This is a genomic window from Pseudomonas sp. RA_35y_Pfl2_P32, from assembly GCF_963970735.1.
Classification (GTDB): Bacteria; Pseudomonadota; Gammaproteobacteria; order Pseudomonadales; family Pseudomonadaceae; genus Aquipseudomonas.
In genome coordinates this window covers 218,191-245,140 of record NZ_CAXAQF010000002.1, presented here as the reverse complement: position 1 = coordinate 245,140, position 26,950 = coordinate 218,191, and the positions used below count along the sequence as shown (strand labels likewise).

Here is a 26,950-nt window from a genome sequence, read left to right as displayed (position 1 = left end):
CGGGTATTAACTATGTATCTTGAGTGCGGCCAGGGCCTGGGCAGTCTGGGTGACTGCCCAGGCCGGTCATCAGGCGGATTGTTCCACGAGGCGATGCCACAGGGCGTAATACACCCGTCCGGATTTCTGCTCCCGGTGCAGGCGCCAGGCGCCTGGCAGGTCGAGGGTCGATGGCGCGTTTTCGCTTTCGGTGTAGATCCAGGCGTCGTCGGCCAGCCACTGGCGTTCTTCCAGCAGCGAGCACACGGCGGGCAGCAGGTTCTGGTTGAACGGCGGGTCGAGGAAGACCAGGTCGTAGGCGATTGCTGGCTGGGTCTCCAGGTAGCGCAGGGCGTCGGCGGTCTGTACCTGGCCGACGGTGCAGCGCAGGGTGCCCAGGTGTTCCTTCAGGCTGGACACCGCCAGGCTGCTGGCATCCAATGCCTGGCCCATGGCGGCGCCACGGGACAGCGCTTCGAGGAACAGCGCACCGCTGCCGGCGAACGGATCGAGCACCTTGGCCCCGGCGACATAGGGCGCGAGCCAGTTGAACAGGGTCTCACGCACGCGGTCCGGCGTCGGGCGCAAGCCTGGGGCGTCGGGGAAGCTCAGGCGGCGGCTGCGCCATTCACCACCGATGATGCGTAGCTGGTTCACGCCGTTGTGGACGTTGTGCACGGGTTTTTTAGGGCGAGTGGCCATTAATGCTCCGGAACCCCGAGCGGCTGCTCGGAAGGTTTGTCAGTAGGGGCCGGTAACGGCTTTTGCGGCACGGTAGGACCGACGGTGACGATCACCATTTTATCCATGCTCAAGTGTTTGTTCATGGCCGCGGTCACTTGCTCGACGGTCAGGTTCTGCGACTGCTGCATGAAGTCTTCGAGGTAGCTCAGCGGCAAATTGTAGAAACCCATGGCGCCCAGTTGGCCGACGATGTCGGCGTTGCTGGCCGTCGACAGCGGGAAGCTGCCCGCAAGTTCGCGCTTGGCGTCATCGAGTTCTTTCTGGGTCGGCCCGGTTTTAAGGTAGTCGGCCATGACGTCCTGCACCAACTTGAGCGTGCCTTCGCTCATTTCGGCGCGGGTTTGCAGGTTGATCAGGAACGGGCCGCGGGCCTGCATCGGCGAAAAGCCCGAGTACACACCATAGGTCAGGCCACGTTTCTCCCGTACTTCGCTCATCAACCGGGTGCCGAAACCGCCGCCACCGAGAATCTGGTTGCCCATGGAGACGGCGGCGTAGTCCGGATCGTCACGGTCGATGCCCAATTGCGCGAGCATCAGGTTGGTCTGCTTGGCCGGGAACTCGACGCGGCTGGTGCCGGGCTTGGGTTCCTCAGGCTGGGGGATTTTCGCCAGCGCCGGGCCCTTGGGCAGGGCGGCGGACACCTGGGCGGCAATCGCCTCGGCGTCAGCGCGCGACAGGTCACCGACCAGTGCGATCACCACGTTGCCGGCCGTGTAGGCCTTGGCGTGGAAGGCCTTGAGTTGCGCCAGGGTGATGTCCGGGATGCTCAGCGCGTTACCATCGCTGGCGTGGGCGTAAGGATGTTGGCCATACAGGCGGCGCATCAGCTCCAGAGTGGCAACCTTGGCCGAGTTCTGCTTCTGGTATTCAAAGCCGGCGAGCATCTGGTTCTTGATCCGGGCCAGGGAGTCGGCCGGGAAGGTCGGTTTGCCCACTACTTCGGCGAACAGCTTGAGGGCGGATTCGCGCTTGTCCACGGCGCTCAGGCTGCGCAGCGAGGCAATGGCCATGTCCTTGTAGGCGCCATTGCCGAAGTCGGCACCCAGGCCTTCGAAGCCCTGGGCGATCTGGCTGACGTCCTGGCCGGCGACACCTTCGTTGAGCATGGCGTTGGTCAGCATCGCCAGGCCCGGTTTGTCGCCGTCCTGGCTGCTGCCGGCGGCGAAAATCAGGCGCAGGTCGAACATCGGCAATTCAGGCGCGGCGACGAACAGCACCTTGGCCCCTTCGGCGGTGTTCCAGGTCTGCACGTCGAGGGTGCGCCGGCTCGGCGCCTTGCCGTCGAGCTCGGCCAGCGATTGCAGCTTCTGGCTCGACTTGGCCTTGTCCAGGGCTTCGCTGGCGTTGATCTCGCCTGGGCGGATTACATAGAAGACGGCCGACGCGGCGAGCGCGACGACGGCCAGGGCGACCAGGGCCACCCGTGACTTGTTGATCTCACTCATGCGCGTTCTCCTGGGGCAGTGGCAGTACATGCGCAACGCTCAGACGTTCGCGGGAGAAATAGGTGCGGGCGGCGTTCTGGATGTCTTGCGGGGTCACGCTTTCCAGTTCGGCCAGTTCGGTGTCCATCAGTTTCCAGGACAGGCCGACGGTTTCCAGCTGGCCGATGGCGGTGGCCTGGCTGGTGATCGAGTCACGCTCGTAGACCAGGCCGGCAATCACCTGGGCCCGTACACGTTCCAGTTCTTCAGTGGAAGGTGCAGTGGTTTTCAGTTGTTCAAGCAGTTTCCACAGGCCGGCCTGCGCCTGAGCCATGGTTTTCTGCTTCTGGGTGTTGGGGGTTGCCGACAGGGTGAACAGGCTGTCGCCACGGGTGTAGGCGTCGTAACTCGACGAACCGCCGGAGACCAGCTCTTCACCGCGCTCCAGCTGGGTCGGGATGCGCCCACTGTAGCCGCCATCGAGCAGGGCGGAAATCAGGCGCAAGGCGTTGACCGAGCGTTTGTCCTGGGTGGTGGCAATGCTCGGAACGTTAAAGGCCAGCATCAGGGCCGGCAGTTGGGTCTGCACGTGCAGGGTGATCTGCCGCTCGCCGGGCTCGGACAGCTCCAGGGGAATTTTCGCCGCTGGCACGGCGCGCTTGGCGATAGGGCCGAAGTAGCGTTGGGCCAGGGTTTTGACTTCATCCGGGGTCACGTCGCCGACGACCACCAGGGTCGCGTTGTTCGGGGCGTACCAGGACTCGTACCAGTGACGCAGCTCCTCGACCTTCATGCGGTCGAGGTCGGCCATCCAGCCGATGGTCGGCGTGTGGTAGCCGCTGGCCGGGTAGGCCATGGCCTTGAAGCGTTCGTAGGCCTTGGACATCGGTTTGTCGTCGGTGCGCAGGCGGCGCTCTTCCTTGATCACTTCGATCTCGCGGCTGAACTCGTCGGCCGGCAGGCGCAGGGTGGCCATGCGGTCGGCTTCAAGCTCGAAGGCCACGGCCAGGCGATCACGGGCCAGCACTTGGTAGTACGCGGTGAAGTCATCGCTGGTGAAGGCGTTTTCTTCGGCGCCCAGGTCGCGCAGGATCAGCGACGCCTCGCCAGGGCCGACTTTCTCGCTGCCCTTGAACATCATGTGCTCCAGGGCGTGGGACAAACCGGTCTGCCCCGGGGTTTCGTAGCTGGAGCCAACCTTGTACCAGACCTGGGAAACCACCACGGGCGCACGGTGATCTTCACGCACGATGACCTTCAGGCCATTGTCGAGGGTGAATTCGTGGGTCGGTTGGGGGGCGGCAGCCAGGGCTGCGAAGGGCAGACAAACTGTGCTGAGCAGCAGGCCAGCAGCGCGGCGGGCTAGAGCATTCATTCGTTTTTTAACCTGTTGGGCTGCCCGCTTGGTCTTAGCGTCGGCGGGCGAGGAGGTGCTAGGATACTGATCCGTTTTACTGGCGGCCACGCCTATGAGGCCATTGATCGGTCAGTAGGTTGTATGGGTTTGCGCAAGAAGCTTTGGGTTTGTCAGCTAAACTCTGCGTTTTCGCCGAAAATACCGTTTCAGTTCTTGGTATTAGTCGAGCTTTGAGGTGCCGTTGAGCACCTCGACAAAATGTTGCGCGTGAACAAGCTGAGTGAAACACAGTCTGTTCTGCATCGAATATTCAATTGCCGAGGCGCCATTGGCGCGTCGCTACCGTGAGATAGCCGTCCTCCATGTTTGGTTCCAACGACGACAAGAAGAACCCAGCTGCGGCTGGCGAGAAAAAAAGCCTGTTCGGGTGGCTGCGCAAAAAACCGCAGGAACCCGTCGTCGAACAGCCACAGCCACTGCCTGAGGTGGCGCCAGAGCCGGTAGTAGACGCCGCGCCGGTGACCGAAACAGTAGCCCCTGTCGTATTGCCATTGGTCGAGCCGGTGTTGCCGCCGGTGGTTGAGCCTGCGCCCGTGTCAGAACCGGTGCACACACCGTGGTTGACCCTGCCGGTCCCTGAAGAGCCGGTGGCCTTGGTTGAAGACGTGCAGGCGCCGCACGTTACCCCGTCGATTCCCGCGCCTACCGTGGTGCAGCAAGCCGTCGAATTGCTGGTGGTCGACGCCAAGCCGTTGGTCGAACCGCTGACCGTTGACGAACCGGACTTGCCGCAACCGGTCATCGCCGCGTTCGTCGCGCCGCAGCCGCAGCCGCAGCTGGCGCCAGAGCCAGAGCCAGAGCCAGAGCCAGAGCCGCAGCCGGCACCGGTGGTCGCTCCCGTTGTGGTCGCGCCCGCACCCGTTACCCCGGTTGTCCCAGAGCCGGTGGCCGTTGAGCCGGCGCGCAGTGAAGAAACCAAGACCGGCTTTTTCGCCCGCCTCAAGCAAGGCCTGTCGAAAACCAGTGCCAGCATTGGCGAGGGCATGGCCAGCCTGTTCCTGGGCAAGAAGATCATCGATGATGAATTGCTCGAAGACATCGAGACCCGTCTGCTGACCGCCGATGTGGGCGTCGAGGCCACGTCGGTGATCATCCAGCGCCTGACCCAGAAGGTGGCGCGCAAGGAGTTGGCCGACGCCGACGCCCTGTACAAATCCCTGCAGGCGGAACTGGCGGCCATGCTCAAGCCTGTCGAGCAGCCGCTGAAAATTACCTCGCAGAACAAACCATTCGTGATCCTGGTGGTGGGCGTCAACGGCGCCGGCAAGACCACCACCATTGGCAAGCTGGCCAAGAAGCTGCAACTCGAAGGCAAGAAAGTCATGCTGGCGGCGGGTGATACCTTCCGCGCGGCCGCGGTCGAGCAATTGCAGGTCTGGGGCGAGCGCAACAACATTGCGGTGATCGCCCAGCACACCGGTGCCGACTCGGCGTCGGTGATCTTCGATGCGGTGCAGGCGGCCAAGGCGCGCAACATCGACGTCTTGATTGCCGATACTGCCGGTCGCCTGCACACCAAAGACAACCTGATGGAAGAGTTGAAGAAGGTTCGCCGGGTCATCGGCAAGCTCGACGCCGAGGCCCCGCACGAGGTGCTGCTGGTTCTCGACGCGGGCACCGGGCAGAACGCGATCAACCAGGCCAAGCAATTCAACCAGACGGTCGCCCTGACCGGCCTGGCCCTGACCAAGCTCGACGGTACCGCCAAGGGTGGGGTGATCTTCGCCCTGGCCAAGCAGTTTGGTTTGCCGATTCGCTACATCGGTGTTGGTGAAGGCATCGATGACTTGCGTACCTTTGAAGCAGAACCCTTTGTCCAGGCATTGTTTGCCGAGCGGGAGCGTTCATGATTCGTTTCGAACAGGTCGGTAAGCGCTATCCGAACGGTCACGTCGGCTTGCATGAGCTGAGCTTTCGAGTCCGTCGGGGCGAGTTTTTGTTTGTCACCGGGCACTCGGGTGCCGGTAAAAGTACCCTGCTGCGTTTGTTGCTGGCGATGGAGCGTCCCACTACCGGCAAGTTGCTGCTGGCCGGCCAGGACCTGGCCACCATCAGCAACGCGCAGATCCCGTTCCTGCGCCGGCAGATCGGCGTGGTGTTCCAGAACCACCAGTTGTTGTTCGATCGCACGGTGTTCAACAACGTCGCGCTGCCGCTGCAGATTCTTGGCCTGTCCAAAGCCGAGATCATCAAGCGCGTGGATTCGGCCCTGGAGCGCGTGGCGCTCTCGGACAAGACCGACCTCTACCCGGGCGACCTGTCCACCGGCCAGCAACAGCGTGTCGGCATTGCCCGCGCCATCGTCCATCGCCCGGCCTTGCTGCTGGCGGATGAACCGACCGGTAACCTTGACCCGCGCCTGGCGGCCGAAATCATGGGTGTGTTCGAAGACATCAACCGCCTGGGCACCAGCGTGCTGATCGCCAGTCACGACCTGGCGCTGATCGCTCGTATGCGTCACCGCATGCTGACCCTGCAGCGTGGCCGATTGATCGGCGACGGGGAGGCCGGGGTATGAGTGCGACACGCAGCCCGAAGGTTTCCGAGCGCGTGGCCCCCAAGGCCGCCGATCCACAGCCGCAGAAGAAAAAACACGACGAAGACGATGGCCCGGATTTCAGCACCCTGTTGCGTGCCTGGATTGAAAGCCATCGCGCCAGCCTGCTCGACAGCTTGCGCCGCCTGGGCAAGCAACCGATCGGCAGCTTCTTTACCTGCCTGGTGATGGCGGTAGCCCTGAGCTTGCCGATGGGGCTGTCACTTTTGCTGAGTAACGTCGAGCGCCTGGGTGGCTCCTGGCAGCGTGCAGCGCAGATTTCCCTGTACCTGCAGTTGGATGCCAGCGCCAGCGAAGGCGATCAATTGCGTGAGCAGATCAAGGCCATGCCGGGCGTGGCCGAGGCCGAGTACATCAGCCGTGAGCAGGCGCTGCAGGAGTTCCAGCAGCAGTCCGGGCTGGGCGAGGCGCTCAAGGAGTTGCCGGAAAACCCGTTGCCGGGCGTGGTGCTGGTGACCCCCAAGGAAGTCGACAAGGCGACCCTGGAAGGCTTGCGCCAGCGTTTGTCCGAGCTGCCGAAGGTGCAGCAGGCGCAACTTGACCTGGTCTGGGTCGAGCGCTTGGCGGCGATTCTCAAGCTGGGCGAGCGGTTTGTCTTCGGCCTGACGGTGTTGCTGGTTTCTGCATTACTTTTGGTGATAGGCAATACCATTCGTCTTCATATTGAAAACCGCCGCACCGAGATAGAAGTGATTAAACTGGTCGGCGGCACTGATAGCTATGTGCGTAGGCCCTTTCTGTATATGGGGGCGCTTTATGGCTTTGGCGCTGGGGTTCTTTCCTGGGGTGTCCTGGCATTTGGCCTGAACTGGCTCAATGATGCGGTCACCGGGCTGGCCGGCCTGTATGGCAGTAATTTTGCCCTGGCGGGTGTGCCGGCAGCCGATGGTCTGTCGCTCTTGCTTGGTGCGGTGTTGTTGGGTTATATCGGTGCGTGGATTGCGGTAGCACGCCATTTGAGAGAGCTTGCACCGAAATAGTGTCTTTTTGCTTGTATATCCTTTCAGCGTGTAGGGGAACTTGTCCTTCGGTTTCCGGTCAATTTTCGCAGTGCTGAACTGCACGAGTTATGTGAGTCGGAGGTTTTTTCGTATGACCACTTCTTTGCAACCTGCTTATGCTCTGGTCCCAGGCGCAAACCTGGAGGCCTATGTGCACACGGTCAACAGCATTCCATTGCTGACGCCAGAGCAGGAGCGTGAACTGGCCGAGAGTCTCTACTATGAGCAGGATTTGGGGGCGGCTCGGCAGATGGTGCTCGCCCACCTGCGTTTTGTTGTGCATATCGCCCGTAGCTATAGCGGCTACGGCCTGGCCCAGGCTGACCTGATCCAGGAAGGCAACGTTGGCCTGATGAAAGCGGTCAAGCGCTTCAATCCGGAAATGGGTGTGCGCCTGGTGTCCTTTGCCGTGCACTGGATCAAGGCGGAAATCCACGAGTTCATCCTGCGCAACTGGCGCATCGTCAAAGTGGCGACCACCAAGGCCCAGCGCAAACTGTTCTTCAACCTGCGCAGCCAGAAAAAACGCCTGGCGTGGCTGAACAACGAAGAAGTCCATCGTGTGGCTGAAAGCCTCGGCGTAGAGCCGCGGGAAGTGCGCGAGATGGAAAGCCGCCTGACCGGTCATGACATGGCCTTCGATCCGGCCGCCGAGGCGGACGACGACAGCGCCTTCCAGTCGCCAGCCAACTACCTGGAAGACCACCGGTACGACCCGGCCCGTCAACTGGAGGATGCGGACTGGAGCGACAACTCCACCAGCAACCTGCACGAGGCGCTGGATGTACTGGACGACCGCAGCCGCGACATCCTCTACCAGCGCTGGCTGGCAGAAGAAAAAGCCACGCTGCACGACCTGGCGCAGAAGTACAACGTGTCGGCCGAGCGGATCCGTCAGCTCGAGAAGAGCGCGATGAACAAGCTCAAGTTGTCGATCGCCGCCTAACCTGCGGCGCAGTGCAAAATGCCCCGATCGTTGATCGGGGCATTTTTGTTTGTGCCCATTTTCAGTCTCACCCTAGACCTCTGTGGGAGCGAGCCTGCTCGCGAAGACGTCAGTACATTCAGCCTCAGTGTTGACTGACCAACTGCCATCGTCAGCAGGCTCACTCCCACGGGATCTTCAGTGTTGTGGTTAATATGCCCAGAGCGCCTTGCGCGAATCATTGAGGCCGATCAGGTAGCTATCGCCGCCCAGTTGACTCATCTGCTGGCGAATCCAGCCGGCACGCCGGGCCACATAGGCGCTCGGATGGCTGGCGCTGTACACCCGCGGATTCGGCAGCACGGCCGCCAGCAGGCTGGCCTGTTGGCGGCTCAATGAGCGGGCGCTGACGCCGAAGTGATGGCGCGCTGCAGCCTCGGCGCCAAACACGCCGGCATCCCACTCCACGCTATTGAGGTACACCTCGAGAATCCGCTGCTTGGGCCAGAACATTTCGATCAGTGCGGTAAACCAGGCTTCCAGGCCTTTGCGCAGCCAACTGCGGCCGGACCAGAGGAATAGGTTCTTCGCCACTTGCTGGCTCAGGGTGCTGGCGCCCCGGATCGAGCCGCCACGTTCGTTGTGGGCCAGCGCGGCCTGGATCGCCCCGAAGTCAAAACCCCAGTGCTCGGGGAATTTCTGGTCCTCGCCGGCCATCACCGCGACTTTCAGGTCGTCGCTGATGTTGTCCCAGGACTGCCAGTCACGCTGCAGGTCGATGGGCTCGCCATCGAACCAGGACTCGATCTTGCGCTCGACCATCAGTGCAGTCCCCGGTGGCGGGATAAAACGCAACAGCAGGACCAGCACTACGCTGCCGCCGGCAAACCAGAGCAGGGTTTTCATGAAGCGGCGCACAAATATTGGCAGCATAGAGATGGCTTGGCCGAACCCGTCGAGCGGGCCATTATACAGACCCTGCCCGATGAGTCTGACTGGAGTTCCCCATGTTGCGTGGCTTTTTGATGCTGGCCGCTTTTTTCGGTTTTACCGGTGTCGCCCTGGGCGCGTTTGCCGCCCATGGCCTCAAGGGTCGCTTGAGCAGCGAATACCTGGCGATTTTTCATACCGGCGTCACCTATCAACTGGTCCATACCCTGGCGCTGCTGGGTGTCGCCCTGCTGGCCACACAGATTCCCGGACGCCTGGTGACCTGGGCGGGCATTTGTTTTGCCATGGGCATCCTGCTGTTTTCCGGCAGCCTGTACCTGCTGACCCTGACCGGCATCAGCAAGCTGGGGATCGTCACCCCGTTTGGTGGCCTGGCATTCCTCGTGGGCTGGCTGCTGCTGGGCATTACCGCCTGGCGCTTGCAAGTTAGCGCCTGACACTTGTAGCTGACCTTTAGGTCATGATCGGGCTAGAATGCTGGCCCCTAAAAATGATGGCGGCATCCGGCATGCGCATTCAGTTGAACGGCGAATCCTTTGAACTGCCCGACGGTGAAACCGTTGCGGCCCTGCTGACCCGTCTGGACCTGACCGGTCGCCGGGTGGCGGTCGAGCTCAACCTGGATATCGTCCCGCGCAGCCAGCACGCTGACACCCCCCTCGCCGAAGGCGACTCGGTCGAAGTGGTGCATGCCATCGGTGGCGGCTAGTCGCCTGCAGCGATAGCCGCGCCCCACCCGCATTGTGCAAGACCCTCACCCCACCAGAGGATTTCCGATGAGCAACGTTCGCAGCGACAAGCCTTTCGTCCTGGCCGGTCGTACTTACCAGTCGCGTTTGCTGGTAGGTACCGGTAAGTACCGTGACATGGAAGAAACCCGCCTGGCCATCGAAGCCTCGGGTGCTGAGATCGTCACCTTCGCCGTGCGCCGCACCAACCTGGGCCAGAACGAGGGCGAGCCGAACCTGCTCGACGTGCTCTCGCCAGAGCGTTATACCTTCCTGCCGAACACCGCCGGTTGCTACGACGCGATCGAGGCCGTGCGCACCTGTCGCCTGGCCCGTGAGCTGCTCGGCGGGCACAATCTGGTGAAGCTGGAAGTGCTGGCCGACCAGAAAACCCTGTTCCCCAACGTGATCGAAACCCTCAAGGCCGCCGAAACGCTGGTCAAGGAAGGCTTCGACGTGATGGTCTACACCAGTGATGACCCGATCATCGCCCGGCAACTGGCGGACATCGGCTGCATCGCGATCATGCCGCTGGCCGGCCTGATCGGTTCCGGCCTGGGGATCTGCAACCCGTACAACCTGCAGATCATCCTCGAAGAAACCAAGGTGCCCGTGCTGGTGGATGCCGGTGTCGGTACGGCATCCGACGCCACCATCGCCATGGAACTGGGCTGCGAAGCGGTGCTGATGAACTCGGCCATCGCCCACGCCCAGCAACCGATCATGATGGCCGAAGCCATGAAACACGCGATTGTGGCAGGTCGCCTGGCGTACCTTGCCGGCCGCATGCCGAAAAAACTCTATGCCAGCGCCTCCTCGCCGCTGGATGGTCTGATCAAGTAAGAGCCATTGATGACTGAATCGAACGACACGCCTATCCAGACGGAAGAAGGCGAAGAGCGCCAACACCGCCGCATCAAGAGTTTTGTGATGCGCGCCGGGCGCATGACCGAAGGCCAGCAAAAGGGCCTGGAGCAGGGCACGCCGCTGTTCGTCCTGCCATTGGCCGACGCGCCGGTGGACTTTGACCAGGTGTTCGGCCGCTCGGCCCCGCGCTCGCTGGAAATCGGCTTTGGCATGGGCCACTCGCTGTTGGAAATGGCCGCGGCTGCGCCGGACCAGGACTTCATTGGGGTCGAAGTACACCGTCCGGGTGTGGGTGCGCTGCTCAATGGCGTGCTGACCCAGGGCCTGACCAACCTGCGGGTCTACGATTGTGATGCGATCGAAGTGCTCAACCGCTGCGTGGCGGACAACAGCCTGGATCGCCTGATGCTGTTTTTCCCGGACCCATGGCACAAGAGCCGTCACCACAAGCGCCGGATCGTCCAGGCGTCCTTCGCTGAGCTGGTGCGCAGCAAGTTGAAGGTTGGCGGTGTGTTGCACATGGCCACCGACTGGGAGCCGTACGCTGAATACATGCTGGAAGTGATGAACGTCGCGCCGGGTTACCGCAACCTGGCCGAAGACGGCAAGTGCGTGCCACGCCCGGCCGAGCGCCCGATCACCAAGTTCGAACGCCGCGGCGAACGTCTTGGGCATGGGGTGTGGGACTTGAAGTTCGAGAAGCTGTTGTAGGAGCGAGCGCGCTCGCGAAAAACTACACATTAACGCGGGGGCTTCAGATACCCCGCGTTTTCGTTTGCGACCATCGCGCGCAAGCTCGCTCCTACAGTGGATTTGTATAGGGCGCAGGGTTAGCGGCGGTCTGCAACTACGCCAATCAACACCAGCACCACCAGCAACACCGGTGCCAGGCTGTAGTTGTTGAACTGGCTCAGGCCCTTGACGATCCAGGGCGTGGCGTAGATCAGGGAGGCGCCGCTGCCGATCACGCACAGCAGGGCCATCATCGGCACGCGCAACGCACCGGCGATGTTGCCCAGGCGTTGCTCGACCCAGCCTTTGAAATCCGCGCCAAACAGCACCAGCAAGCAGCCCACCAATGCCAGGGAGATTTCCGACAGGTTACCGCGGCTCCAGCGAGACACGGTGGCGAGCAGGTCGAGTACCAAATCCATTCGTTTTCCCTTAGTTCTGAAAATCAGCTCAGAAAATTCTGCAGCAAGTCATTGAGGAACAGTTGTCCGCGCATGGTCGCCGCCAGACGTGACGGTTCGACCTGCAATAAACCACTTTGTTCGGCCTCGCGACGGCCTTCGGCCAGGCTTTCCAGGGTCAGCCCGGTACGTTCCGGGTACAGTCGCGCCTCGACACCTTCGGTCAGGCGCAAGGCATTCATCAGGAACTCGAACGGCAGCTCGTCATTGGTCAGGGCTTTCTCGCCCGCCTTGAAGCGCTTGGCCGGGTTGAGGTAGTCCTTGGGCAGGCGGGTCTTCCAGGTGCGTACGATGCGCCCGTCCGGATGGCTCAGCTTGCCGTGGGCGCCGGCGCCAATGCCGATGAAGTCGCCAAAGCTCCAGTAGTTGAGGTTATGCCGCGCCGCACGGCCGGCCTGGGCGTAAGCCGAGACTTCGTACTGGGCGTAGCCGTGCTCGGCCAGCAATGCCTGGCCGGCCTCCTGGATGTCCCACAGGGTGTCGTCTTCCGGCAACGTCGGCGGCTGGTTCCAGAACACCGTATTGGGTTCCAGCGTCAGCTGGTACCAGGACAGGTGGGTGGGCTTGAGGGCGATGGCCTGGCGCAGGTCATCCAGGGCGTCGTCCAGGGACTGATCGGGCAAGCCGTGCATCAGGTCCAGGTTGAAGTTGTCGAACCCGGCCTGGCGCGCCATGCCGGCGGCGCGAATGGCTTCGTCGCCGTTGTGGATGCGGCCCAGGGCCTGGAGTTTTTCCTGCTGGAAGCTCTGGATGCCGATCGACAGGCGATTGATACCCAGCGCCCGGTAGGCGACGAACTTCTCCTGCTCGAAGGTGCCCGGGTTGGCCTCCAGGGTGATTTCGATGTCACTGGCAAACGGGATGCGTTGTTCCACACCCTTGAGCAATCGGCCCAGGGCCACGGCACTGAACAGGCTCGGGGTGCCGCCACCAAAGAAGATCGAACTCAGCTCCCGGCCGTAGACCGCGTGCAGGTCCTGATCGAGGTCCGCCAGCAGGGCGTCGACGTACTCTTCTTCCGGCAGCACGGGGCTGGCGGTGTGCGAGTTGAAGTCGCAATAGGGGCATTTGCGCACACACCACGGAATGTGGATGTACAGCGCCAGGGGCGGCAGCGTAGGCAGGGCGGCCCGGGGCGATGGCGCGGCGCCACCGACAATCAGCGGCAACGCGCAGGGTTCGTGGGTCATTTCAGGCCCAGACGCTGGCGCAGCAAATCCATTGCGCGGGCGCGGTGGCTGATGAGGTTCTTGTCGGCCGGGCTCAGTTCGGCGCTTGAGCAGTCACGCTCCGGTACCCAGAACAGCGGGTCGTAGCCAAAGCCGTGTTCGCCGCTGGCCTGGGTCAGGATGCGCCCGTGCCACAGCCCTTCGCAGAGAATCGGCAGCGGGTCATCGGCGTGGCGCACCAGGGCCAGCACACAGACGAACTGAGCGCCGCGCTCGGCGGCCGGGACGTCCTTGAGCATGTCGAGCAGCTTGGCGTTGTTCGCCGCATCACCCTGGCCGTTGGCGTAGCGCGCCGAGTAGATGCCCGGCGCACCCCCGAGAAAGTCCACTGCCAGCCCCGAGTCGTCGGCCAGTGCCGGCAAGCCGGAGATACGGGCGGCATTGCGGGCCTTGAGGATGGCGTTTTCGACGAACGACAGACCGGTTTCTTCCGGCTCCACGCTGCTGAACTCGCCAATCGAGCGCAGTTGCACCGATTCGCCGAGCATGGCCTGGAGTTCCTTGAGTTTGCCGGCGTTATGGCTGGCCAGTACGAGTTGGGTGAAGGTGATCATTCGCCGGGGAAAAGCTCTTGGTTGAAATTGATGGTGTTGATCTTGTCGCCGGTCTGCACCTTGATCTCAAAGGTGCGGACTTCCTGCTGGTCCACCGGGTACTGGGCGAGGTAGTAGATCGCCCCCTGTTCGGTGACTTGCTTGAAGTTCAGTGGCACGGTCTTGCTGGTCAGGTCTTTCACGCTGCCGGTGACGCTGGCAACCATGGGCTGGCCGGCCTTGATCACCGAGACGTTGATCACGCCCTGGTTCTTGCTGCGGATCAGCTCGACGGCCTTGGCGATGTCCGGCTGAAGGAAGGTCGAATTGAAGGTGTTGTAATGCACCGTCACATCGCCAAAGGTTTCCTGGCGCTCGCCCTTGATAACGTCGGCCGCCATGGCGCTGACGCTCAGGCAGAGGGTTAAGGCAAACAGAGCTAGACGACTCATGATCGTACTCCTTTAAAAAACGGGTTAGACCGCTACCTGGTGATCCTGCAGGCCAGGACTGCTGACACGGTAAATGCCAATCTCACCTAATAGATTAGGCCATAGCTTACTGGCCCACCCATGCCGATGCTGTTGATCCACGGCAAGCCGATCAATGACCTTGGCTTCACGTTCACGGCACAAGGCTTCAAAGTCTTCGAAGGTGCAGAAGTGAATGTTCGGTGTGTTGTACCAGGTGTACGGCAGAAACTCGGAAACCGGCATTCGCCCCTTGCTCGCCAGGTACCAGCGGCAGCGCCAGTGCCCGAAGTTGGGGAAGGTGATGATGCACTGGCGACCGACCCGCAGCATTTCGTCGAGGATCCTGTCGGGGTAATGCACGGCCTGCAAGGCCTGGGTCATGACCACGATGTCGAAGCTGTTGCTGGCAAAGTTGCCCAGGCCCTTGTCCAGGTCCTGCTCGATGACGTTGATGCCCTTGGCCACGCACTCGGCAATGTTGTCCGGGTCGTTTTCCAGGCCATAGCCGGTGACTTGCTTGTTGTCGCGCAGCCAGGTCAGCAGTTCGCCATCACCGCAGCCCAGGTCGAGCACGCGGCTACCGGCGGGGATCCATTCCTGGATGATTTCCAGATCAGCTCTCATGGCTTGTTCACACCGTAATTCGCTTCATGTAATTGCTGAACGCCTGCAGATAGCGCGGGATCGGAATCAGGAAGGCGTCGTGGCCTTGCGGAGCGTCGATCTCCAGGTAGCAAACGTCTTTCTTGGCGGCCATCAGGGCATCGACCAGCTCGCGGGAGCGGGCCGGGGAGAAGCGCCAGTCGGTGGTGAAGGACATCACGCAGAACTTGGCTTTGGCACCGGCGAAGGTTTTCGCCAGGTTATCGTCGAAGTTCGCTGCCGGATCGAAGTAGTCCAGCGCCTTGGTCATCAGCAGGTAGGTGTTGGCATCGAACCGCCCGGAGAACTCTTCGCCCTGATAACGCAGGTAGCTCTCGACCTGGAACTCGACGCTGTGGAAGTCGTAGTTGAGCTTTTCGCTCTTGAGGCCGCGGCCGAATTTCTCACCCATCGAGTCGTCCGACAGGTAAGTGATGTGCCCGACCATGCGCGCCAGCATCAGGCCACGCTTGGGAATCACCCCGGCTTCCTGGAACGAGCCGCCATGGAACTCCGGATCGGTGAGGATCGCTTGGCGCGCGACTTCGTTGAAGGCGATGTTCTGCGCCGAGAGCTTGGGCGCCGAGGCAATGGCCAGGCAGTGGCGGATGCGGTCGGGGTAGGTGATGCTCCATTGCATCGCCTGCATGCCGCCCAGGCTGCCACCGATCACGGCGGCCCACTGCGTGATGCCGATGCGGTCGGCAAGGCGGGCCTGGCTGTGGACCCAGTCCTCGACGGTCAGCACCGGGAACTCGGCGCCGAATGGCTTGCCGGTCTCCGGGTTGATGCTGCTGGGGCCGGTGGAGCCGTTGCAGCCGCCGAGGTTGTTCAGGCTGACGACGAAGAATTTGTCGGTGTCGATCGGCTTGCCGGGGCCGATGCAGCTGTCCCACCAGCCGGGCTTGCGGTCGTCGGGGCTGTGGAAGCCGGCCGCGTGATGGTGCCCGGACAAGGCATGGCAGATCAGCACGGCGTTGCTCGCCGTGGCGTTCAGCGTGCCGTAGGTTTCGTAGATCAGGTCATAGGCTGACAAGGAGCGGCCGCAGGCAAGGGCCAGGGGCTCATTGAAGTGCGCCACTTGGGGCGTCACCAGACCAACAGAATCGGCGGGAAAGGCAGTTGGCATCGACCCTGCTCTCGTTGAAATGAGGCGTAAGTCTAAAGACCGCTGTGGCTAGCGGCAAGCAAAGGGCGGGGATGATTGTTTCCTGTCAGACCGAGGCGCGGCCATCGCGGGCAAGCCACGCTCCCACATTGGAATGCGTTCCCCTCTGGGCGCGTGGCTTGCCCGCGATGAACGATGACGCTGTCACCCAGGCTGTCGCACCAGATCCGGCAAATCCGGCAGCTTCTGTGGTGAGCAAATCCGCACCCGCTTCTGCCGGCTCAGCTCGCCGCTGAGCAGGCTGACCTGGCTCTTGGAGACACCAAAGGCCTTGGCCAGGAAGGCCATCAGGTAGGCGTTGGCCTTGCCTTCGACCGGCGGGGCGGTCAGGCGGATCTTCAGGCGATCACCGTGCAGGCCCGCGAAATCATCGCTGCGGGCCGCCGGTTGCAGGTGACATTCGAGGATCAGGTCCGCCCCGTCCCAACGGTAGTAGCTCATCAGATCAGCCCGAACAGGTCTCCTGGCATTTGCGCAAAGTAGGCAAGGCGTGGGATTAACCAGCTTTGCAGCAGTTGGATCACGATAAATGCAAAGATCGGCGAGATGTCGAGACCGCCCAGGTTCGGCACGATCCGGCGGAACGGTGCGAGTACCGGTTCAGTAATCTGCTGGACCAATTCAGCGCCCGGATTATGGCTTCCCGGAGCGACCCAGGACAGGATCACGCTGATGATCATCGACCAGAATAAGATCTTTAAAAACAGCGCCAAGATGCCGATCAGTGCCCACGGTGCCAGCAGGATTACGTCGACCGGAATGCCTTTGAGCAGGAGGACGACCGTGAACAGTACCATTTGCACGATCAGGGCCAGGACCAGTGACGACATATCTAGGCCGAACAGGCTCGGGATGAGCCGGCGCAGTGGCTTGAGCAGTGGCTGAGTGGCCTTCACTGCGAATTGGCACAGCGGGTTGTAGAAGTTCGCGCGTACCACCTGCAGGATAAAGCGCAGCAGTACGATCAGCAGGTAAAGGCTACCCAGGGTTTGAATAACAAAAATGGCAGCATCGTTGAGTCCAAGCATTATTGATTCCTTATAAGAGCCGGTTAGCGACCCAGTTGCTCAGCCATCTCGGCTGAACGGTGTGCGGCGGCACCCAGTGCGTGTTCCACCAAGGCTTCGAAACCGCCGGCCTGGAAGGTCTTGATCGCGGCTTCGGTGGTGCCGGCAGGCGAGGTGACGCGGCGGCGCAGTTCAGCGGCGTCGACGTCACTGGCAACCGCCATGTGCGCGGCGCCGAGGGCGGTTTGCAGGGTCAGTTGGGCCGCGGTTTCCCGAGGCAGGCCGAGCTTCTCGCCAGCGGCGGTCATGGCTTCGATCAGCAGGAAGAAATAGGCCGGGCCACTGCCAGAGACGGCGGTGACCGCATCCAGTTGCTGCTCTTCGTCCAGCCACAGGGCGATGCCCACGGCCGACAGCAGGTCTTGCGCTTGCTGGCGTTGCTCGGCAGTGACCTGGGCGGTTGCGAACAGGCCGCTCACGCCCTGGCGCAGCAGCGCTGGGGTGTTGGGCATGCAGCGTACGATCGGCTGGGCGCCGAGCCAGTTGTTCATGCTGGCGCAGGTGATGCCAGCGGCAATCGAAACCACCAGTTGCTGCGGTTGCAGGCTCGGGCGCAGGGCCTCGCAAACCACTTTCATCGCTTGCGGCTTGACCGCCAGAACCACCACGTCGGCGCCAGCGATGGCGTCTGCGTTGTCGGCGAATACTTCGATGCCGTGCTCTGCGGCCACCCGCGCACGGGTCTCGGCACCCGGGTCGCTGGCGCGAATCTGCGCGGCGTCCAGGCCCTTGGCCCGCAGGCCGCCGATCAGGCTGGCGGCCATGTTTCCGGCACCGATAAAGGCAATACGCGTCTTGCTCATGTCAGGTCCTTTTAAAGTGGGGTACCAGCCAGGGTTCATGGCTGGTCATGTTTTTTACTGATAGTCGCGCGCACCAAACAGGGCCGTACCGATACGGACCCAGGTGGCGCCTTGGGCAATGGCCGACTCGAGGTCGTGGCTCATGCCCATGGACAGTGTGTCGAGCGGCAGGTTGAGGCTGTCGTACAGGCTGTTGTTCAGCTCGCGTACGGCGGCAAAGGCAGCATCCTGCTCGGCGCGATCGTCGGTGGGCTCGGGGATCGCCATCAAGCCGCGCAAGGTCAGGCGCGGCAGGGCGCTGATCGCTGCAGCCAGGGCCGGCAGGTCGGCCGGGGTGCAGCCGGACTTGCTGGCTTCACCGCTGACGTTGACCTGGATGCAGATGTTCAAGGCTGGCAGCTCGGCGGGACGTTGTTCGGACAGGCGTTGTGCGATTTTCAAGCGATCCACGGAATGCACCCAAGCGAAGTTTTGCGCGATATCTCGCGTCTTGTTCGATTGAATGGGGCCGATGAAGTGCCAACACAAGGGCAGGTCGGTCAATTCCCGTTGCTTGCCCAGGGCTTCCTGCAGGTAGTTTTCGCCAAAGTCGCGAACCCCGGCAGCGCACGCTTCGCGGACCGCGGCGGCGGGTTTGGTCTTGCTCACGGCCAGCAGCTGGACGCTGTTTGCGGCACGTTGCGCGGCCTGTTCAGCGCTGCGGATGCGCGCCGCTACCTGGGAGATGTTGTCTGCTATCGTGGACATTCAAGGGACGCCGGCAGTCTGAGGTTCGCGGCATTCTACTGGAATTGAGGAGTGCTATGGATATCACTGAGCTGCTGGCCTTCAGCGTCAAACAGGGTGCCTGCGACTTGCACTTGTCCACCGGCCTGCCACCGATGATCCGGGTGGATGGCGATGTGCGGCGGATCAACCTACCGCCACAGGACGCCCGCCAGGTGACGGCGCTGATCAACGGGCTCATGAGCGAACCACAGCAAGCCGCGTTCGCGCAGGCGCTGGAGCTCGACTTCTGCTACGCGGCGCCGGGTGTCGCGCGTTTTCGGGTCAATGCCTTTCATCAGCATCGGGGACCGGGCGCGGTATTACGGATCATCCCGTCGAAGGTGCCGAGCCTGGACGCACTGGGCCTGGGGGATGTGTTTCGTCGTATTGCCGAGATCCCGCGGGGCCTGGTGCTGGTTACCGGGCCCACGGGCTCCGGCAAGTCCACCACGCTGGCGGCGATGATCGATCACCTCAATAGCCACCGCCATCAGCACATCCTGACCATTGAAGACCCGATCGAGTTCGTCCACGAGCCGCGCAAATGCCTGATCAATCAGCGTGAAGTGCACCGCGATAGCCACAGCTTTGCGGCTGCGCTGCGTTCGGCCCTGCGCGAGGACCCGGACGTGATCCTGGTGGGGGAGATGCGGGACCTGGAAACCATTCGCCTGGCCCTCACCGCCGCCGAGACCGGGCACCTGGTGTTCGGTACCTTGCACACCAGTTCGGCGGCGAAAACCGTCGACCGGGTGGTGGACGTGTTTCCCGGTGACGAGAAGGCCATGGTCCGCTCGATGCTCTCGGAGTCGTTGCAGGCGGTGGTGTCCCAGGCGCTGTTGAAGAAGGTTGGCGGCGGTCGGGTGGCGGCCCACGAAATCATGCTGGGCACTCCGGCGATCCGTAACCTGATCCGCGAGGACAAGGTGGCGCAGATGTATTCGGCGATCCAGACGGGGGGTGCGCTGGGCATGCAGACCCTGGACATGAGCCTGAGGTCGTTGCTTGGGAGGGGATTGATCAGTCGTGAGCATGCGCGAGAGCGGGCGCGCTCGGCGGAAGGCTTATAGCGGTTTCACAAACGCCTTCGCGGGCAAGCGGAGCGCCGCCCGGCCCACTCCCACAAGAATGGTTTTGCCCGCGAAGGATCGAGGCCGATCATGGATCGGCTGCTGAGAGCTTTTATCAGCGCTGAACAATGCGCATGGTGTTCGGCTCTTTCGGCAGAACCCGTTTGGCGACCACATAGTGGTTATCCCAGTACGGTTTCTTCAGGGTGTCGATGGAGACCGACTTGCCACGGCGTGGTGCGTGGATGAAGCGGTCGTTGCCCAGGTAGATGGCAACATGATTGACCCTGCGGCTCTTGAGTTTGAAGAAAATCAGGTCGCCGGGTTTCAGGTCCTTGCGATCGACTTTCAGCCCGTGGCCGGAGGCCATGGCATTGGAGGTGCGCGGCAGGTCGACGGCGGCTACGTCATTGAAGGCGTATTTCACCAGGCCGCTGCAATCAAAGCCTTTACTTGGGCTGCTGCCACCCCAACGATAGGGGGTGCCAAGCACATTGACCGCGCGACTCAAGACATCGCTGCTCTGCTTGGCGGCCATTGGTGGCACCAACGAGCTCTTGGCCTTGCTCAGTTGCGGGCTTTTAACACTGTGTTTGTTTTTGCTGGTAACGGCAGAAACATGAGATTTAGGGGTGTAACCATTAACGTTTGGAAGACGCTGCTCACGATTGGTGGCGTGGGCGGCCAGTGGCAATAATAGGCAAATGGTTAGCCATGTCTTGAAAAATGGACGCATTAGGCAAGGCTCTATATAGGGAACGCGCAACTTTATAACAGCTTTTTTGTCCTTTTCGGGGCCGTTGGTCGATTCCAGCCGGGGCTCAAAACCGTCGAAGCGGCGGCAAATTGGCTTGATTGTCGGACACAAGTCAGGTGGCACAAGGCTTTGCGGGAACTGCCGGGCTGACAAACCACTTGTCGGCACGACATAAAAAAGTCACACAAGTCACAAAATTATTTTTCTATCGCGGCATATGAGGGACTACATGAACACCTATCGTCAGGATGTTTCACCCCAGGACACCCACAGCAAGGTGATCGGTTACCTACTGTGGATTTTCGGCTTTACCGGGGCGCACCGCTTCTATTACGGCAAGCCGGTGACTGGCACGATCTGGTTTTTTACCTTCGGTTTGCTGGGTATCGGCTGGCTGATCGACCTGTTCCTGATCCCGGCCATGGACCGTGAAGCGGATCTGCGTTTTACCGCAGGGCCGATCGAATACAACGTGGCCTGGATTCTGCTGACGTTCCTCGGCGTATTCGGCGTACACCGCATGTATCAGGGGAAGTGGCTCAGCGGCTTGCTGTACCTGGTGACGGGCGGGTTGTTCTTCCTGGGGGTGTTGTATGACTTCTGGACCCTGAACGACCAGGTTTCCGTGCGCAACGCGCAGAACCGCAGCGCCTTCCAGTAAAAGCATCGCGGGCAAGCGGAACGCCGCCCGGCCCGCGATGGGAGTGACGTGGTTCAAGCCTGGTGGCTGATCCGTCCATCCACCAGGGTGTAGCGCACCACGCCCGGCAGGCTGTGGCCGAGGAACGGGCAGTTTTCGCCCTTCGACAGCCAGGTCTCGCCGGCGACGGTCGAGGCGGCCGGATCGAACACCACCAGGTCAGCCGCAGCACCCACCGCCAGCTTGCCCGCCGGCAGGCGCAGGGCCTCGGCCGGGCCAGCGCTGAGGCGTGCCAGCAGGGTCGGCAGGTCGAGCAGGCCGTCTTCGACCAGGGTCATGGCCAACGGCAGCAGCAGTTCCACGCTGCTGATGCCAGGTTCGGTGGCGCCGAACGGTGCCAGCTTGGCGTCGCGCTCGTGGGGTTGGTGATGGCTGGAGATGGCTTGCACCACCCCGCTCTTCACTGCCTCGCGCAGGCCGTCACGGTCGGCGCGGGTGCGCAGCGGCGGTTGCACGTGGTACAGGCTGTTGAAGTCGATCAGCGCCTCGTCGGTGAGGATCAACTGATACAGCGCCACGTCTGCCGTGACCTTCAGGCCCCGGGCCTGGGCCTGGGCGATCAAGGCGACGCCGCGGGCGCTGGTGAGCTGGCTGAAGTGCGCCCGCACGCCGGTTTGCTCCACCAGCAGTAGGTCACGGGCCAGGGCCACGGTTTCGGCGGTTTCGGGAATCCCCGGCAGGCCGAGGAAACTGGCGGTCGGGCCTTCGTGGGCCAGGCCCCCTTCAGCCAGATCATGGTCCTGGGAGTGGAAGATCACCGTCAGGTCGAAGGTGGCTGCATATTCCAGGGCCCGGCACAGGGTGCGGGTGTTGCGGAAGCTCTCCAGGCCGTTGCCGAAGGCCACGCAACCGGTGTCGCGCAGGGCAATCAGCTCGGCCAGTTGCTCACCCTCCAGGCCCTTGCTCAGGGCGCCGATCGGGAACACCTTGGCATTGCCGGCTTCACGGGCGCGGTCGAGGATCAGTTCGGCCACGGCCGAGGTGTCCAGCACCGGCTTGGTGCGGGGCGGACAGCACAGGCTGGTGACGCCACCGGCGGCGGCGGCGCGGGTTTCGCTGGCAATCGTGCCTTTGCGGCTATAACCCGGTTCGCGCAGGGCGACGTTGAGGTCGACCAGCCCGGGCGCGACCACCAGGCCCTGGGCCTCGATGGTTTCAACGGCCACGAAGCCGGCGGGTGCGGCGCCCAGGGCGACGATCTTGCAGGCTTCGATGTGGATGTCGGTGACTTGATCCAGGCCACTGCTTGGATCGATGACGCGGGCGCCGAGAATGCTGAGCTTCACTGGGCGTTCTCCTGCTCGAATTGGCGCTGGGCAGTCTGCCCGCTCATGGCCATGGACAACACGGCCATACGAATGGCGATCCCGTAGGTCACCTGATTGAGGATCACCGAGTGCGGACCGTCGGCCACCGCCGACTCGATCTCCACCCCGCGGTTGATCGGCCCCGGGTGCATGACGATGCAGTCCGGCTTGGCGCCGGCCAGGCGCGCGGTGGTCAGGCCGAACAGGCGGTAGAACTCGCCTTCGCTCGGCAGCAGGCCACCGGTCATGCGTTCGCGCTGCAGGCGCAGCATGATCACCACGTCGACGTCCTTCAGGCCTTCGGTCATGTCGGTGTAGACCTTCACCCCGTATTGCTCGATGCCGATGGGCAGCAGGGTCTTGGGGGCGATCACGCGGATGTCCGGGCAGCCGAGGGTTTTCAGTGCCAGCATGTTCGAGCGTGCAACCCGCGAGTGCAGGATGTCGCCGACGATCGCCACCGAGAGGTTCTCGAAGCTGCCCTTGTGCCGACGAATGGTGAGCATGTCGAGCATGCCCTGGGTCGGGTGGGCGTGCCGGCCGTCACCGCCGTTGATGATCGCCACCTGCGGGCAGACGTGTTCGGCAATGAAGTGCGCGGCGCCGGAGTCGCCATGGCGCACGACAAACATGTCGGCCGCCATGGCTTCAAGGTTGCGCAGGGTGTCGAGCAGGGTTTCGCCTTTGCTCGCCGATGAGGTGGACACGTTGAGGGTGATCACGTCGGCCGACAGCCGCTGGGCCGCGAGTTCGAAAGTGGTGCGGGTGCGGGTGGAGTTCTCGAAGAACACGTTGCACACGGTCTTGCCGCGCAGCAACGGGACTTTTTTCACCGCCCGCGCGCCGACTTCGAGGAACGAGTCGGCGGTGTCGAGGATTTCCGTCAACAGCTCGCGGCGTAGGCCGTCGAGGGAGAGGAAGTGGCGCAGCTGGCCCTGATCATTGAGCTGCAGCGGGCGCTTGGTATCTAGAGGCGTCATCGCGAGGGGGACTCTCAATAGGGCGGATTAAAGGGCGAGGTCTTGCAGTTCGAGCGCCAGTTCCGGGCCGGACAGTTTGACCCGTTCATGGGCGGCCAGGGACAGGGTCGCGCCGACTACGTTCGGGCGGATCGGCAGCTCGCCGGCGTCCAGGTCCAGCAGGCAGACCAGGGTCACGCTGGCGGGGCGGCCATAGTCGAAGAGTTCGTTCATGGCGGCGCGGATGGTCCGCCCGCTCATCAGTACGTCGTCGATCAGCACCAGGTGCTGGCCTTCGATCTCGAAGGGCAGGGCCGAAGGGCGCACTTGCGGGTGCAGGCCATTCTGGCTGAAGTCGTCGCGGTAGAAGGAAACGTCCAGGGTGCCCAGTGGCGCGTCGCTGCCCAGTGCTTCGAGCAGCGCCTGAGCGACCCACACGCCGCCGGTGCGAATACCGATGTAGCGCGGCTCGCTGATGCCGCGTTTGGCCAGGTAGGCGTCAAGCTGGGTCGCCATCTGGCTGATCAGTTCGGCGGGATTGGGCAGGCTCATGGTTGCTCCTTCATGGGCCCGAGCCGGGACTTGCAGGGAAAGGCTCGGGTTGTAGCTAAGAGAGACGCTTGCTGCGGCTCTTCAGGATTCGAACAGGGCGCTGTTTTCGTCGAGCCAGCCTTGCAGCAGCAGGGCGGCGGCGATGGCGTCGACCGGGTTGTCGCGGTAGCTGCCTTTCTGCCCACCTCGGACCAGGCGTTCGCCTTTGGCCTCGAAAGTGGTCAGGCGTTCATCGTGGGTATAAAAGGGCAGGTTGTAGCGGCCATTGAGGCGCCGGGCGAACTTTTCCGCTCGCAGGCACATGTCGCTGGGCGTGCCATCCATGTTCAGCGGCAAGCCAACCACCACCGCGTCGGGCTTCCACTCCTTGATCAGGGCTTCGACCTGATTCCAGTCGGGAATGCCGTTTTGCGCCTTGAGGGTGCACAGCTCGCGGGCCTGGCCGGTAATCACCTGGCCAACGGCCACGCCGATCTGCTTGGTGCCGTAGTCAAAACCGAGGATCAGACGCAGGGCCATCAGGCGTGCCCTGCCTGGCTGGTGAGCAGGCTGAGGTTGACGCCCAGGTGCTTGGCCGCGGCTTCCAGGCGCGATTCGCTGCTGGTGTTGAACAGGATGTCGGTGTCGAACGGGCAGGTCAGCCAGGCGTTGTCGGCCAGTTCGGCTTCCAATTGCCCGGCTTCCCAGCCGGCATACCCGAGGGCGATCAGGCTCTTGGCCGGGCCCACGCCGTCGGCGATGGCAAACAGCACGTCCTGGGAGGTGGACAGGGACAGTTCGCCCTCCAGATCAACGGTCGCCTGGAACGTCATGCCCGAGGGGTGCAGGACAAATCCACGGTCGGTCTGCACCGGGCCGCCGGTGAAAATCGGCACATGCTGGCACAACACCGGGGGTTCGACGTCAGGGCGCAACTGCTCAAGAATATCCGCCAGGCTCAGGTCCTGCGGGCGGTTGATCACCAGCCCCATGGCACCATTGGCCGTGTGCTCGACGATGTAGGTCAAGGTGTGCGCAAAGTTCGGGTCGGCCATGTGGGGCATGGCGATCAGGAAGTGATGCTTGAGGTAGCTGGGGATGACGTTTTTCATGTGCGCTAGTGTGGCGTTGGAGGGGCGAACTGACAAGCTGGGGATGTGCAGGAAATGCCCAAATAGCCCGAACAACACTGATCATCTGTGGGGTCAGTTGCTGGAGAGCCGGTCGCCACGGGCAAACCTCCAGGTGCGAATGATCTCCAACCGGTCGATGTCCGACAGGTCGCCGGTAAAAGGCGCAAAGGGTGCTGCCAGGCGCACGATACGTTGGGCCGCCTGGTCCAGCAGTGGCTGGCCGGAAGACTCCAGGACCAGCACTTCATACAGCGAGCCGTCACGGTTGATCGAGACCATCAGGCGCAAATTGCCGTAGATCTGTTTGCGCCGCGCTTCGTCGGGGTAGTTCAGGTTGCCGATGCGCTCGACCTTCTTGCGCCATTCATCCTTGTACCAGGCACCCTTGTCGCGCATGGTCGAGGCCGCACTCAGGCGGTGGATGCGCGGGCGCTTGGCGTACAACTGTTGTTCGTTGGCCAGTTCCGCCTCGAGGCTGGCGATGTCGCTGGACAGCTGGGCACTGTCGAAGATCGGTGTCACCGGCTTGGGCGCCGGCGCCGACTTCACTTCTTCTTTCCTGGTCGCGGCTTTCTTCGGGGCCGGCGCCACGGTGGTCACGGCAGCCTTGGGGGCGGCCTGGGGTTTGACCGCGGGCGGTGGCGTGACCTTTTGCACCTTGTTGTCCTGGAAAGGCGCGATCTCGGTGGTCTTGGGGATCGCCTTTTTATCCAGGGTGCCGCTGCCTTGCTGATTTTCCTGGGCCAGGAAGTCGGCTTTTTTCGGCTTGGTTTCGCTTTTGAAGGTGGCGAGGGTGATTTCCAGGGTTCTGCTGATCTGCTTGGGTTCGGCAAAGGTGAACCCCAGGCCGAGGATCAGCGCCAGGTGGATCAACGCTGCCAGGAACAGGGTAAATCCGAGGCGATCGGCCGGGCGCACGCCGCGGTGGGCGAGTTCAGGGGGCAGATCGGACGGCAGGGTCATGACAAGGAAACCAACATCGCGTTTTGCACAGGCCGCGCATGATAACGCAATGTTGGTCTGCCCTTGGGGGTTCTATATCAACGAGCCTTAAGCTTCTGATCGATGGCTGTCATCAGCATTTCGCCGATGTTCGTGCCAAATGCATTGTCGATCTCGCGAATGCAGGTCGGGCTGGTGACGTTGATTTCGGTCAGGTGCTCACCAATCACGTCGAGGCCGACGAACAGCAGGCCTTTTTCCCGCAGGGTCGGGCCGACCTGGGCGGAGATCCAGCGATCCTTGTCGCTCAGTGGGCGGGCTTCGCCACGGCCACCGGCGGCCAGGTTGCCGCGGGTTTCGCCCTGGGCCGGGATGCGCGCCAGGCAGTAGTCCACCGGCTCGCCATCGATCATCAGGATGCGCTTGTCGCCATCCTTGATTGCCGGCAGGTAGGCCTGGCCCATGATCTGCTGGGTGCCCAGGGCGGTCAGGGTCTCGAGGATCACTGACAGGTTCGGATCGCCTGCGCGATGACGGAAGATCGAGGTGCCACCCATGCCGTCCAGCGGCTTGAGGATCACATCGCCGTGTTTGGCGGCGAACTCACGCAACACGTCGGCGCGGCGGCTGACCACGGTCGGCGGGGTGCACTGGGGGAAGAGGGTGGCGAACAGTTTTTCATTGCAGTCGCGCAGGCTCTGGGGCTTGTTGACCACCAGCACGCCGGCGCGCTCGGCTTGCTCGAGCAGGTAGGTGGAGTAGACGAACTCCATGTCGAAGGGCGGATCCTTGCGCATCAGGATCACATCCAGGTCGCTCAGCAGCGCGTCGGTCTCGGCTTGCAGCTCGAACCATTTCTGCGGGTCGGCGAAAACCTTCAACGGTCGCATGCGCGCCCGCGCCTCACCTTCGCCCTGGTACAGGTCGCTCTGTTCCATATAGAACAGCTCCCAGCCGCGCGCCTGGGCGGCCAGCAGCATGGCCAGCGAACTATCCTTTTTATAGGAAATGCTGGCGATAGGGTCCATGACAATCCCGACGCGAACGCTCATGGGTGTTTCCTCGAATTTGAAGGGCTG

At 62.5% G+C, this 26,950-nt stretch carries 32 protein-coding genes; 10 read left to right on the top strand and 22 right to left on the bottom strand.

Annotated elements, in window-relative coordinates; genetic code table 11:
* Positions 1 to 69: 69 nt before the first annotated feature.
* The 3 genes from rsmD to AACY45_RS03160 are packed head-to-tail and all read right to left on the bottom strand — an operon-like array spanning position 70 to position 3,525.
* On the bottom strand, positions 70 to 681 hold the full coding sequence (rsmD, locus tag AACY45_RS03170) for a 16S rRNA (guanine(966)-N(2))-methyltransferase RsmD (protein WP_339544110.1): 612 nt from the start codon (positions 679 to 681) through the stop codon (positions 70 to 72).
* Positions 681 to 2,171, bottom strand: coding sequence for a M16 family metallopeptidase (locus AACY45_RS03165; protein ID WP_339544109.1), 1,491 nt, complete (start codon positions 2,169 to 2,171; stop codon positions 681 to 683). The genes rsmD and AACY45_RS03165 overlap by 1 nt, the downstream gene beginning before the upstream one ends.
* Positions 2,164 to 3,525: a M16 family metallopeptidase gene (locus AACY45_RS03160; RefSeq protein WP_339544108.1), complete on the bottom strand. Its 1,362-nt coding sequence runs from the start codon at positions 3,523 to 3,525 to the stop codon at positions 2,164 to 2,166. The genes AACY45_RS03165 and AACY45_RS03160 overlap by 8 nt, the downstream gene beginning before the upstream one ends.
* Before the next feature lie 344 nt (positions 3,526 to 3,869).
* On the opposite strand from AACY45_RS03160, the gene ftsY reads away from it, so the two are divergent.
* The 4 genes from ftsY (at position 3,870) to rpoH (ending at position 8,071) form a co-directional block, all read left to right on the top strand.
* A complete protein-coding gene (gene ftsY / locus AACY45_RS03155) occupies positions 3,870 to 5,417 on the top strand; it encodes a signal recognition particle-docking protein FtsY (RefSeq protein WP_339544107.1) in 1,548 nt (515 codons plus the stop codon).
* Complete coding sequence (gene ftsE, locus AACY45_RS03150; RefSeq protein WP_339544106.1) at positions 5,414 to 6,085, top strand: cell division ATP-binding protein FtsE; 672 nt, start codon at positions 5,414 to 5,416, stop codon at positions 6,083 to 6,085. Before ftsY ends, ftsE begins: the two co-directional genes overlap by 4 nt.
* Positions 6,082 to 7,104 carry a permease-like cell division protein FtsX gene (gene ftsX, locus AACY45_RS03145; RefSeq protein WP_339544105.1) on the top strand — a complete coding sequence of 341 codons (1,023 nt, stop codon included), beginning with the start codon at positions 6,082 to 6,084 and terminating at the stop codon, positions 7,102 to 7,104. Before ftsE ends, ftsX begins: the two co-directional genes overlap by 4 nt.
* A 112-nt stretch (positions 7,105 to 7,216) precedes the next feature.
* Positions 7,217 to 8,071: an RNA polymerase sigma factor RpoH gene (rpoH, locus tag AACY45_RS03140; protein ID WP_166592524.1), complete on the top strand. Its 855-nt coding sequence runs from the start codon at positions 7,217 to 7,219 to the stop codon at positions 8,069 to 8,071.
* Between the two features lie 189 nt (positions 8,072 to 8,260).
* On the opposite strand, the gene mtgA is transcribed toward rpoH, so the two are convergent.
* Positions 8,261 to 8,983 (bottom strand): monofunctional biosynthetic peptidoglycan transglycosylase, encoded by a 723-nt coding sequence (mtgA, locus tag AACY45_RS03135; protein WP_339544104.1) that lies wholly within the window; start codon positions 8,981 to 8,983, stop codon positions 8,261 to 8,263.
* A 74-nt stretch (positions 8,984 to 9,057) separates the two neighbouring features.
* On the opposite strand from mtgA, the gene AACY45_RS03130 reads away from it, so the two are divergent.
* From AACY45_RS03130 to trmB, 4 genes are all read left to right on the top strand, one after another.
* Complete coding sequence (locus AACY45_RS03130; RefSeq protein WP_339544103.1) at positions 9,058 to 9,438, top strand: DUF423 domain-containing protein; 381 nt, start codon at positions 9,058 to 9,060, stop codon at positions 9,436 to 9,438.
* A gap of 71 nt (positions 9,439 to 9,509) precedes the next feature.
* Positions 9,510 to 9,710: a sulfur carrier protein ThiS gene (gene thiS / locus AACY45_RS03125; RefSeq protein ID WP_339544102.1), complete on the top strand. Its 201-nt coding sequence runs from the start codon at positions 9,510 to 9,512 to the stop codon at positions 9,708 to 9,710.
* A 67-nt stretch (positions 9,711 to 9,777) separates the two neighbouring features.
* On the top strand, positions 9,778 to 10,572 hold the full coding sequence (locus AACY45_RS03120; RefSeq protein WP_166592520.1) for a thiazole synthase: 795 nt from the start codon (positions 9,778 to 9,780) through the stop codon (positions 10,570 to 10,572).
* Between the two features lie 9 nt (positions 10,573 to 10,581).
* Positions 10,582 to 11,307 carry a tRNA (guanosine(46)-N7)-methyltransferase TrmB gene (gene trmB, locus AACY45_RS03115; protein WP_166592519.1) on the top strand — a complete coding sequence of 242 codons (726 nt, stop codon included), beginning with the start codon at positions 10,582 to 10,584 and terminating at the stop codon, positions 11,305 to 11,307.
* A gap of 119 nt (positions 11,308 to 11,426) precedes the next feature.
* Here the strand turns inward: trmB and AACY45_RS03110 are convergent, their stop codons facing one another.
* From AACY45_RS03110 to AACY45_RS03065, 10 genes are all read right to left on the bottom strand, one after another.
* Entirely contained in the window at positions 11,427 to 11,750 is a 324-nt protein-coding gene (locus AACY45_RS03110; RefSeq protein WP_339544101.1) for a DUF3392 domain-containing protein, read from the bottom strand.
* Positions 11,751 to 11,773: 23 nt separating this feature from the next.
* A complete protein-coding gene (hemW, locus tag AACY45_RS03105) occupies positions 11,774 to 12,979 on the bottom strand; it encodes a radical SAM family heme chaperone HemW (RefSeq protein WP_339544100.1) in 1,206 nt (401 codons plus the stop codon).
* Positions 12,976 to 13,572, bottom strand: coding sequence for an RdgB/HAM1 family non-canonical purine NTP pyrophosphatase (gene rdgB / locus AACY45_RS03100; protein WP_339544099.1), 597 nt, complete (start codon positions 13,570 to 13,572; stop codon positions 12,976 to 12,978). Before rdgB ends, hemW begins: the two co-directional genes overlap by 4 nt.
* Positions 13,569 to 14,003 carry a DUF4426 domain-containing protein gene (locus AACY45_RS03095; protein WP_339544098.1) on the bottom strand — a complete coding sequence of 145 codons (435 nt, stop codon included), beginning with the start codon at positions 14,001 to 14,003 and terminating at the stop codon, positions 13,569 to 13,571. Before AACY45_RS03095 ends, rdgB begins: the two co-directional genes overlap by 4 nt.
* A gap of 24 nt (positions 14,004 to 14,027) precedes the next feature.
* Positions 14,028 to 14,648 carry a methionine biosynthesis protein MetW gene (gene metW / locus AACY45_RS03090; RefSeq protein ID WP_339544097.1) on the bottom strand — a complete coding sequence of 207 codons (621 nt, stop codon included), beginning with the start codon at positions 14,646 to 14,648 and terminating at the stop codon, positions 14,028 to 14,030.
* 7 nt (positions 14,649 to 14,655) lie between these two features.
* Positions 14,656 to 15,795 (bottom strand): homoserine O-succinyltransferase MetX, encoded by a 1,140-nt coding sequence (metX, locus tag AACY45_RS03085; protein ID WP_339544096.1) that lies wholly within the window; start codon positions 15,793 to 15,795, stop codon positions 14,656 to 14,658.
* A gap of 183 nt (positions 15,796 to 15,978) precedes the next feature.
* Positions 15,979 to 16,275, bottom strand: a complete 297-nt coding sequence (locus tag AACY45_RS03080) for a DUF167 domain-containing protein (protein ID WP_095164528.1) — start codon at positions 16,273 to 16,275, stop codon at positions 15,979 to 15,981.
* Positions 16,275 to 16,862, bottom strand: coding sequence for a YggT family protein (locus AACY45_RS03075; protein WP_339544095.1), 588 nt, complete (start codon positions 16,860 to 16,862; stop codon positions 16,275 to 16,277). Before AACY45_RS03075 ends, AACY45_RS03080 begins: the two co-directional genes overlap by 1 nt.
* Positions 16,863 to 16,885: 23 nt before the next feature.
* Positions 16,886 to 17,704 carry a pyrroline-5-carboxylate reductase gene (gene proC, locus AACY45_RS03070; protein ID WP_339544094.1) on the bottom strand — a complete coding sequence of 273 codons (819 nt, stop codon included), beginning with the start codon at positions 17,702 to 17,704 and terminating at the stop codon, positions 16,886 to 16,888.
* 54 nt (positions 17,705 to 17,758) lie between these two features.
* Positions 17,759 to 18,451, bottom strand: coding sequence for a YggS family pyridoxal phosphate-dependent enzyme (locus AACY45_RS03065; protein ID WP_339544093.1), 693 nt, complete (start codon positions 18,449 to 18,451; stop codon positions 17,759 to 17,761).
* A gap of 56 nt (positions 18,452 to 18,507) precedes the next feature.
* Here AACY45_RS03065 and AACY45_RS03060 point away from each other — a divergent pair, with 56 nt between their 5' ends.
* On the top strand, positions 18,508 to 19,542 hold the full coding sequence (locus tag AACY45_RS03060) for a type IV pilus twitching motility protein PilT (protein WP_339544092.1): 1,035 nt from the start codon (positions 18,508 to 18,510) through the stop codon (positions 19,540 to 19,542).
* A 115-nt stretch (positions 19,543 to 19,657) separates the two neighbouring features.
* On the opposite strand, the gene AACY45_RS03055 is transcribed toward AACY45_RS03060, so the two are convergent.
* Complete coding sequence (locus AACY45_RS03055; protein WP_339544186.1) at positions 19,658 to 20,278, bottom strand: C40 family peptidase; 621 nt, start codon at positions 20,276 to 20,278, stop codon at positions 19,658 to 19,660.
* 250 nt (positions 20,279 to 20,528) lie between these two features.
* Between AACY45_RS03055 and AACY45_RS03050 the strand changes: the two genes are divergently transcribed.
* A complete protein-coding gene (locus AACY45_RS03050; RefSeq protein WP_339544091.1) occupies positions 20,529 to 20,960 on the top strand; it encodes a TM2 domain-containing protein in 432 nt (143 codons plus the stop codon).
* A 53-nt stretch (positions 20,961 to 21,013) separates the two neighbouring features.
* Here the strand turns inward: AACY45_RS03050 and AACY45_RS03045 are convergent, their stop codons facing one another.
* From AACY45_RS03045 to gshB, 7 genes are all read right to left on the bottom strand, one after another.
* Positions 21,014 to 22,285, bottom strand: coding sequence for a dihydroorotase (locus tag AACY45_RS03045; RefSeq protein WP_339544090.1), 1,272 nt, complete (start codon positions 22,283 to 22,285; stop codon positions 21,014 to 21,016).
* On the bottom strand, positions 22,282 to 23,286 hold the full coding sequence (locus AACY45_RS03040; RefSeq protein ID WP_095164512.1) for an aspartate carbamoyltransferase catalytic subunit: 1,005 nt from the start codon (positions 23,284 to 23,286) through the stop codon (positions 22,282 to 22,284). Before AACY45_RS03040 ends, AACY45_RS03045 begins: the two co-directional genes overlap by 4 nt.
* 27 nt (positions 23,287 to 23,313) lie before the next feature.
* On the bottom strand, positions 23,314 to 23,817 hold the full coding sequence (gene pyrR, locus AACY45_RS03035; RefSeq protein ID WP_166592582.1) for a bifunctional pyr operon transcriptional regulator/uracil phosphoribosyltransferase PyrR: 504 nt from the start codon (positions 23,815 to 23,817) through the stop codon (positions 23,314 to 23,316).
* An 81-nt stretch (positions 23,818 to 23,898) separates the two neighbouring features.
* Positions 23,899 to 24,336: a Holliday junction resolvase RuvX gene (ruvX, locus tag AACY45_RS03030; protein WP_008007435.1), complete on the bottom strand. Its 438-nt coding sequence runs from the start codon at positions 24,334 to 24,336 to the stop codon at positions 23,899 to 23,901.
* A complete protein-coding gene (locus AACY45_RS03025; protein ID WP_339544089.1) occupies positions 24,336 to 24,908 on the bottom strand; it encodes a YqgE/AlgH family protein in 573 nt (190 codons plus the stop codon). Before AACY45_RS03025 ends, ruvX begins: the two co-directional genes overlap by 1 nt.
* Before the next feature lie 93 nt (positions 24,909 to 25,001).
* Positions 25,002 to 25,892 carry an energy transducer TonB gene (locus tag AACY45_RS03020; RefSeq protein WP_339544088.1) on the bottom strand — a complete coding sequence of 297 codons (891 nt, stop codon included), beginning with the start codon at positions 25,890 to 25,892 and terminating at the stop codon, positions 25,002 to 25,004.
* 77 nt (positions 25,893 to 25,969) lie between these two features.
* Positions 25,970 to 26,923, bottom strand: coding sequence for a glutathione synthase (gene gshB / locus AACY45_RS03015; RefSeq protein ID WP_339544087.1), 954 nt, complete (start codon positions 26,921 to 26,923; stop codon positions 25,970 to 25,972).
* Positions 26,924 to 26,950: the final 27 nt, after the last annotated feature.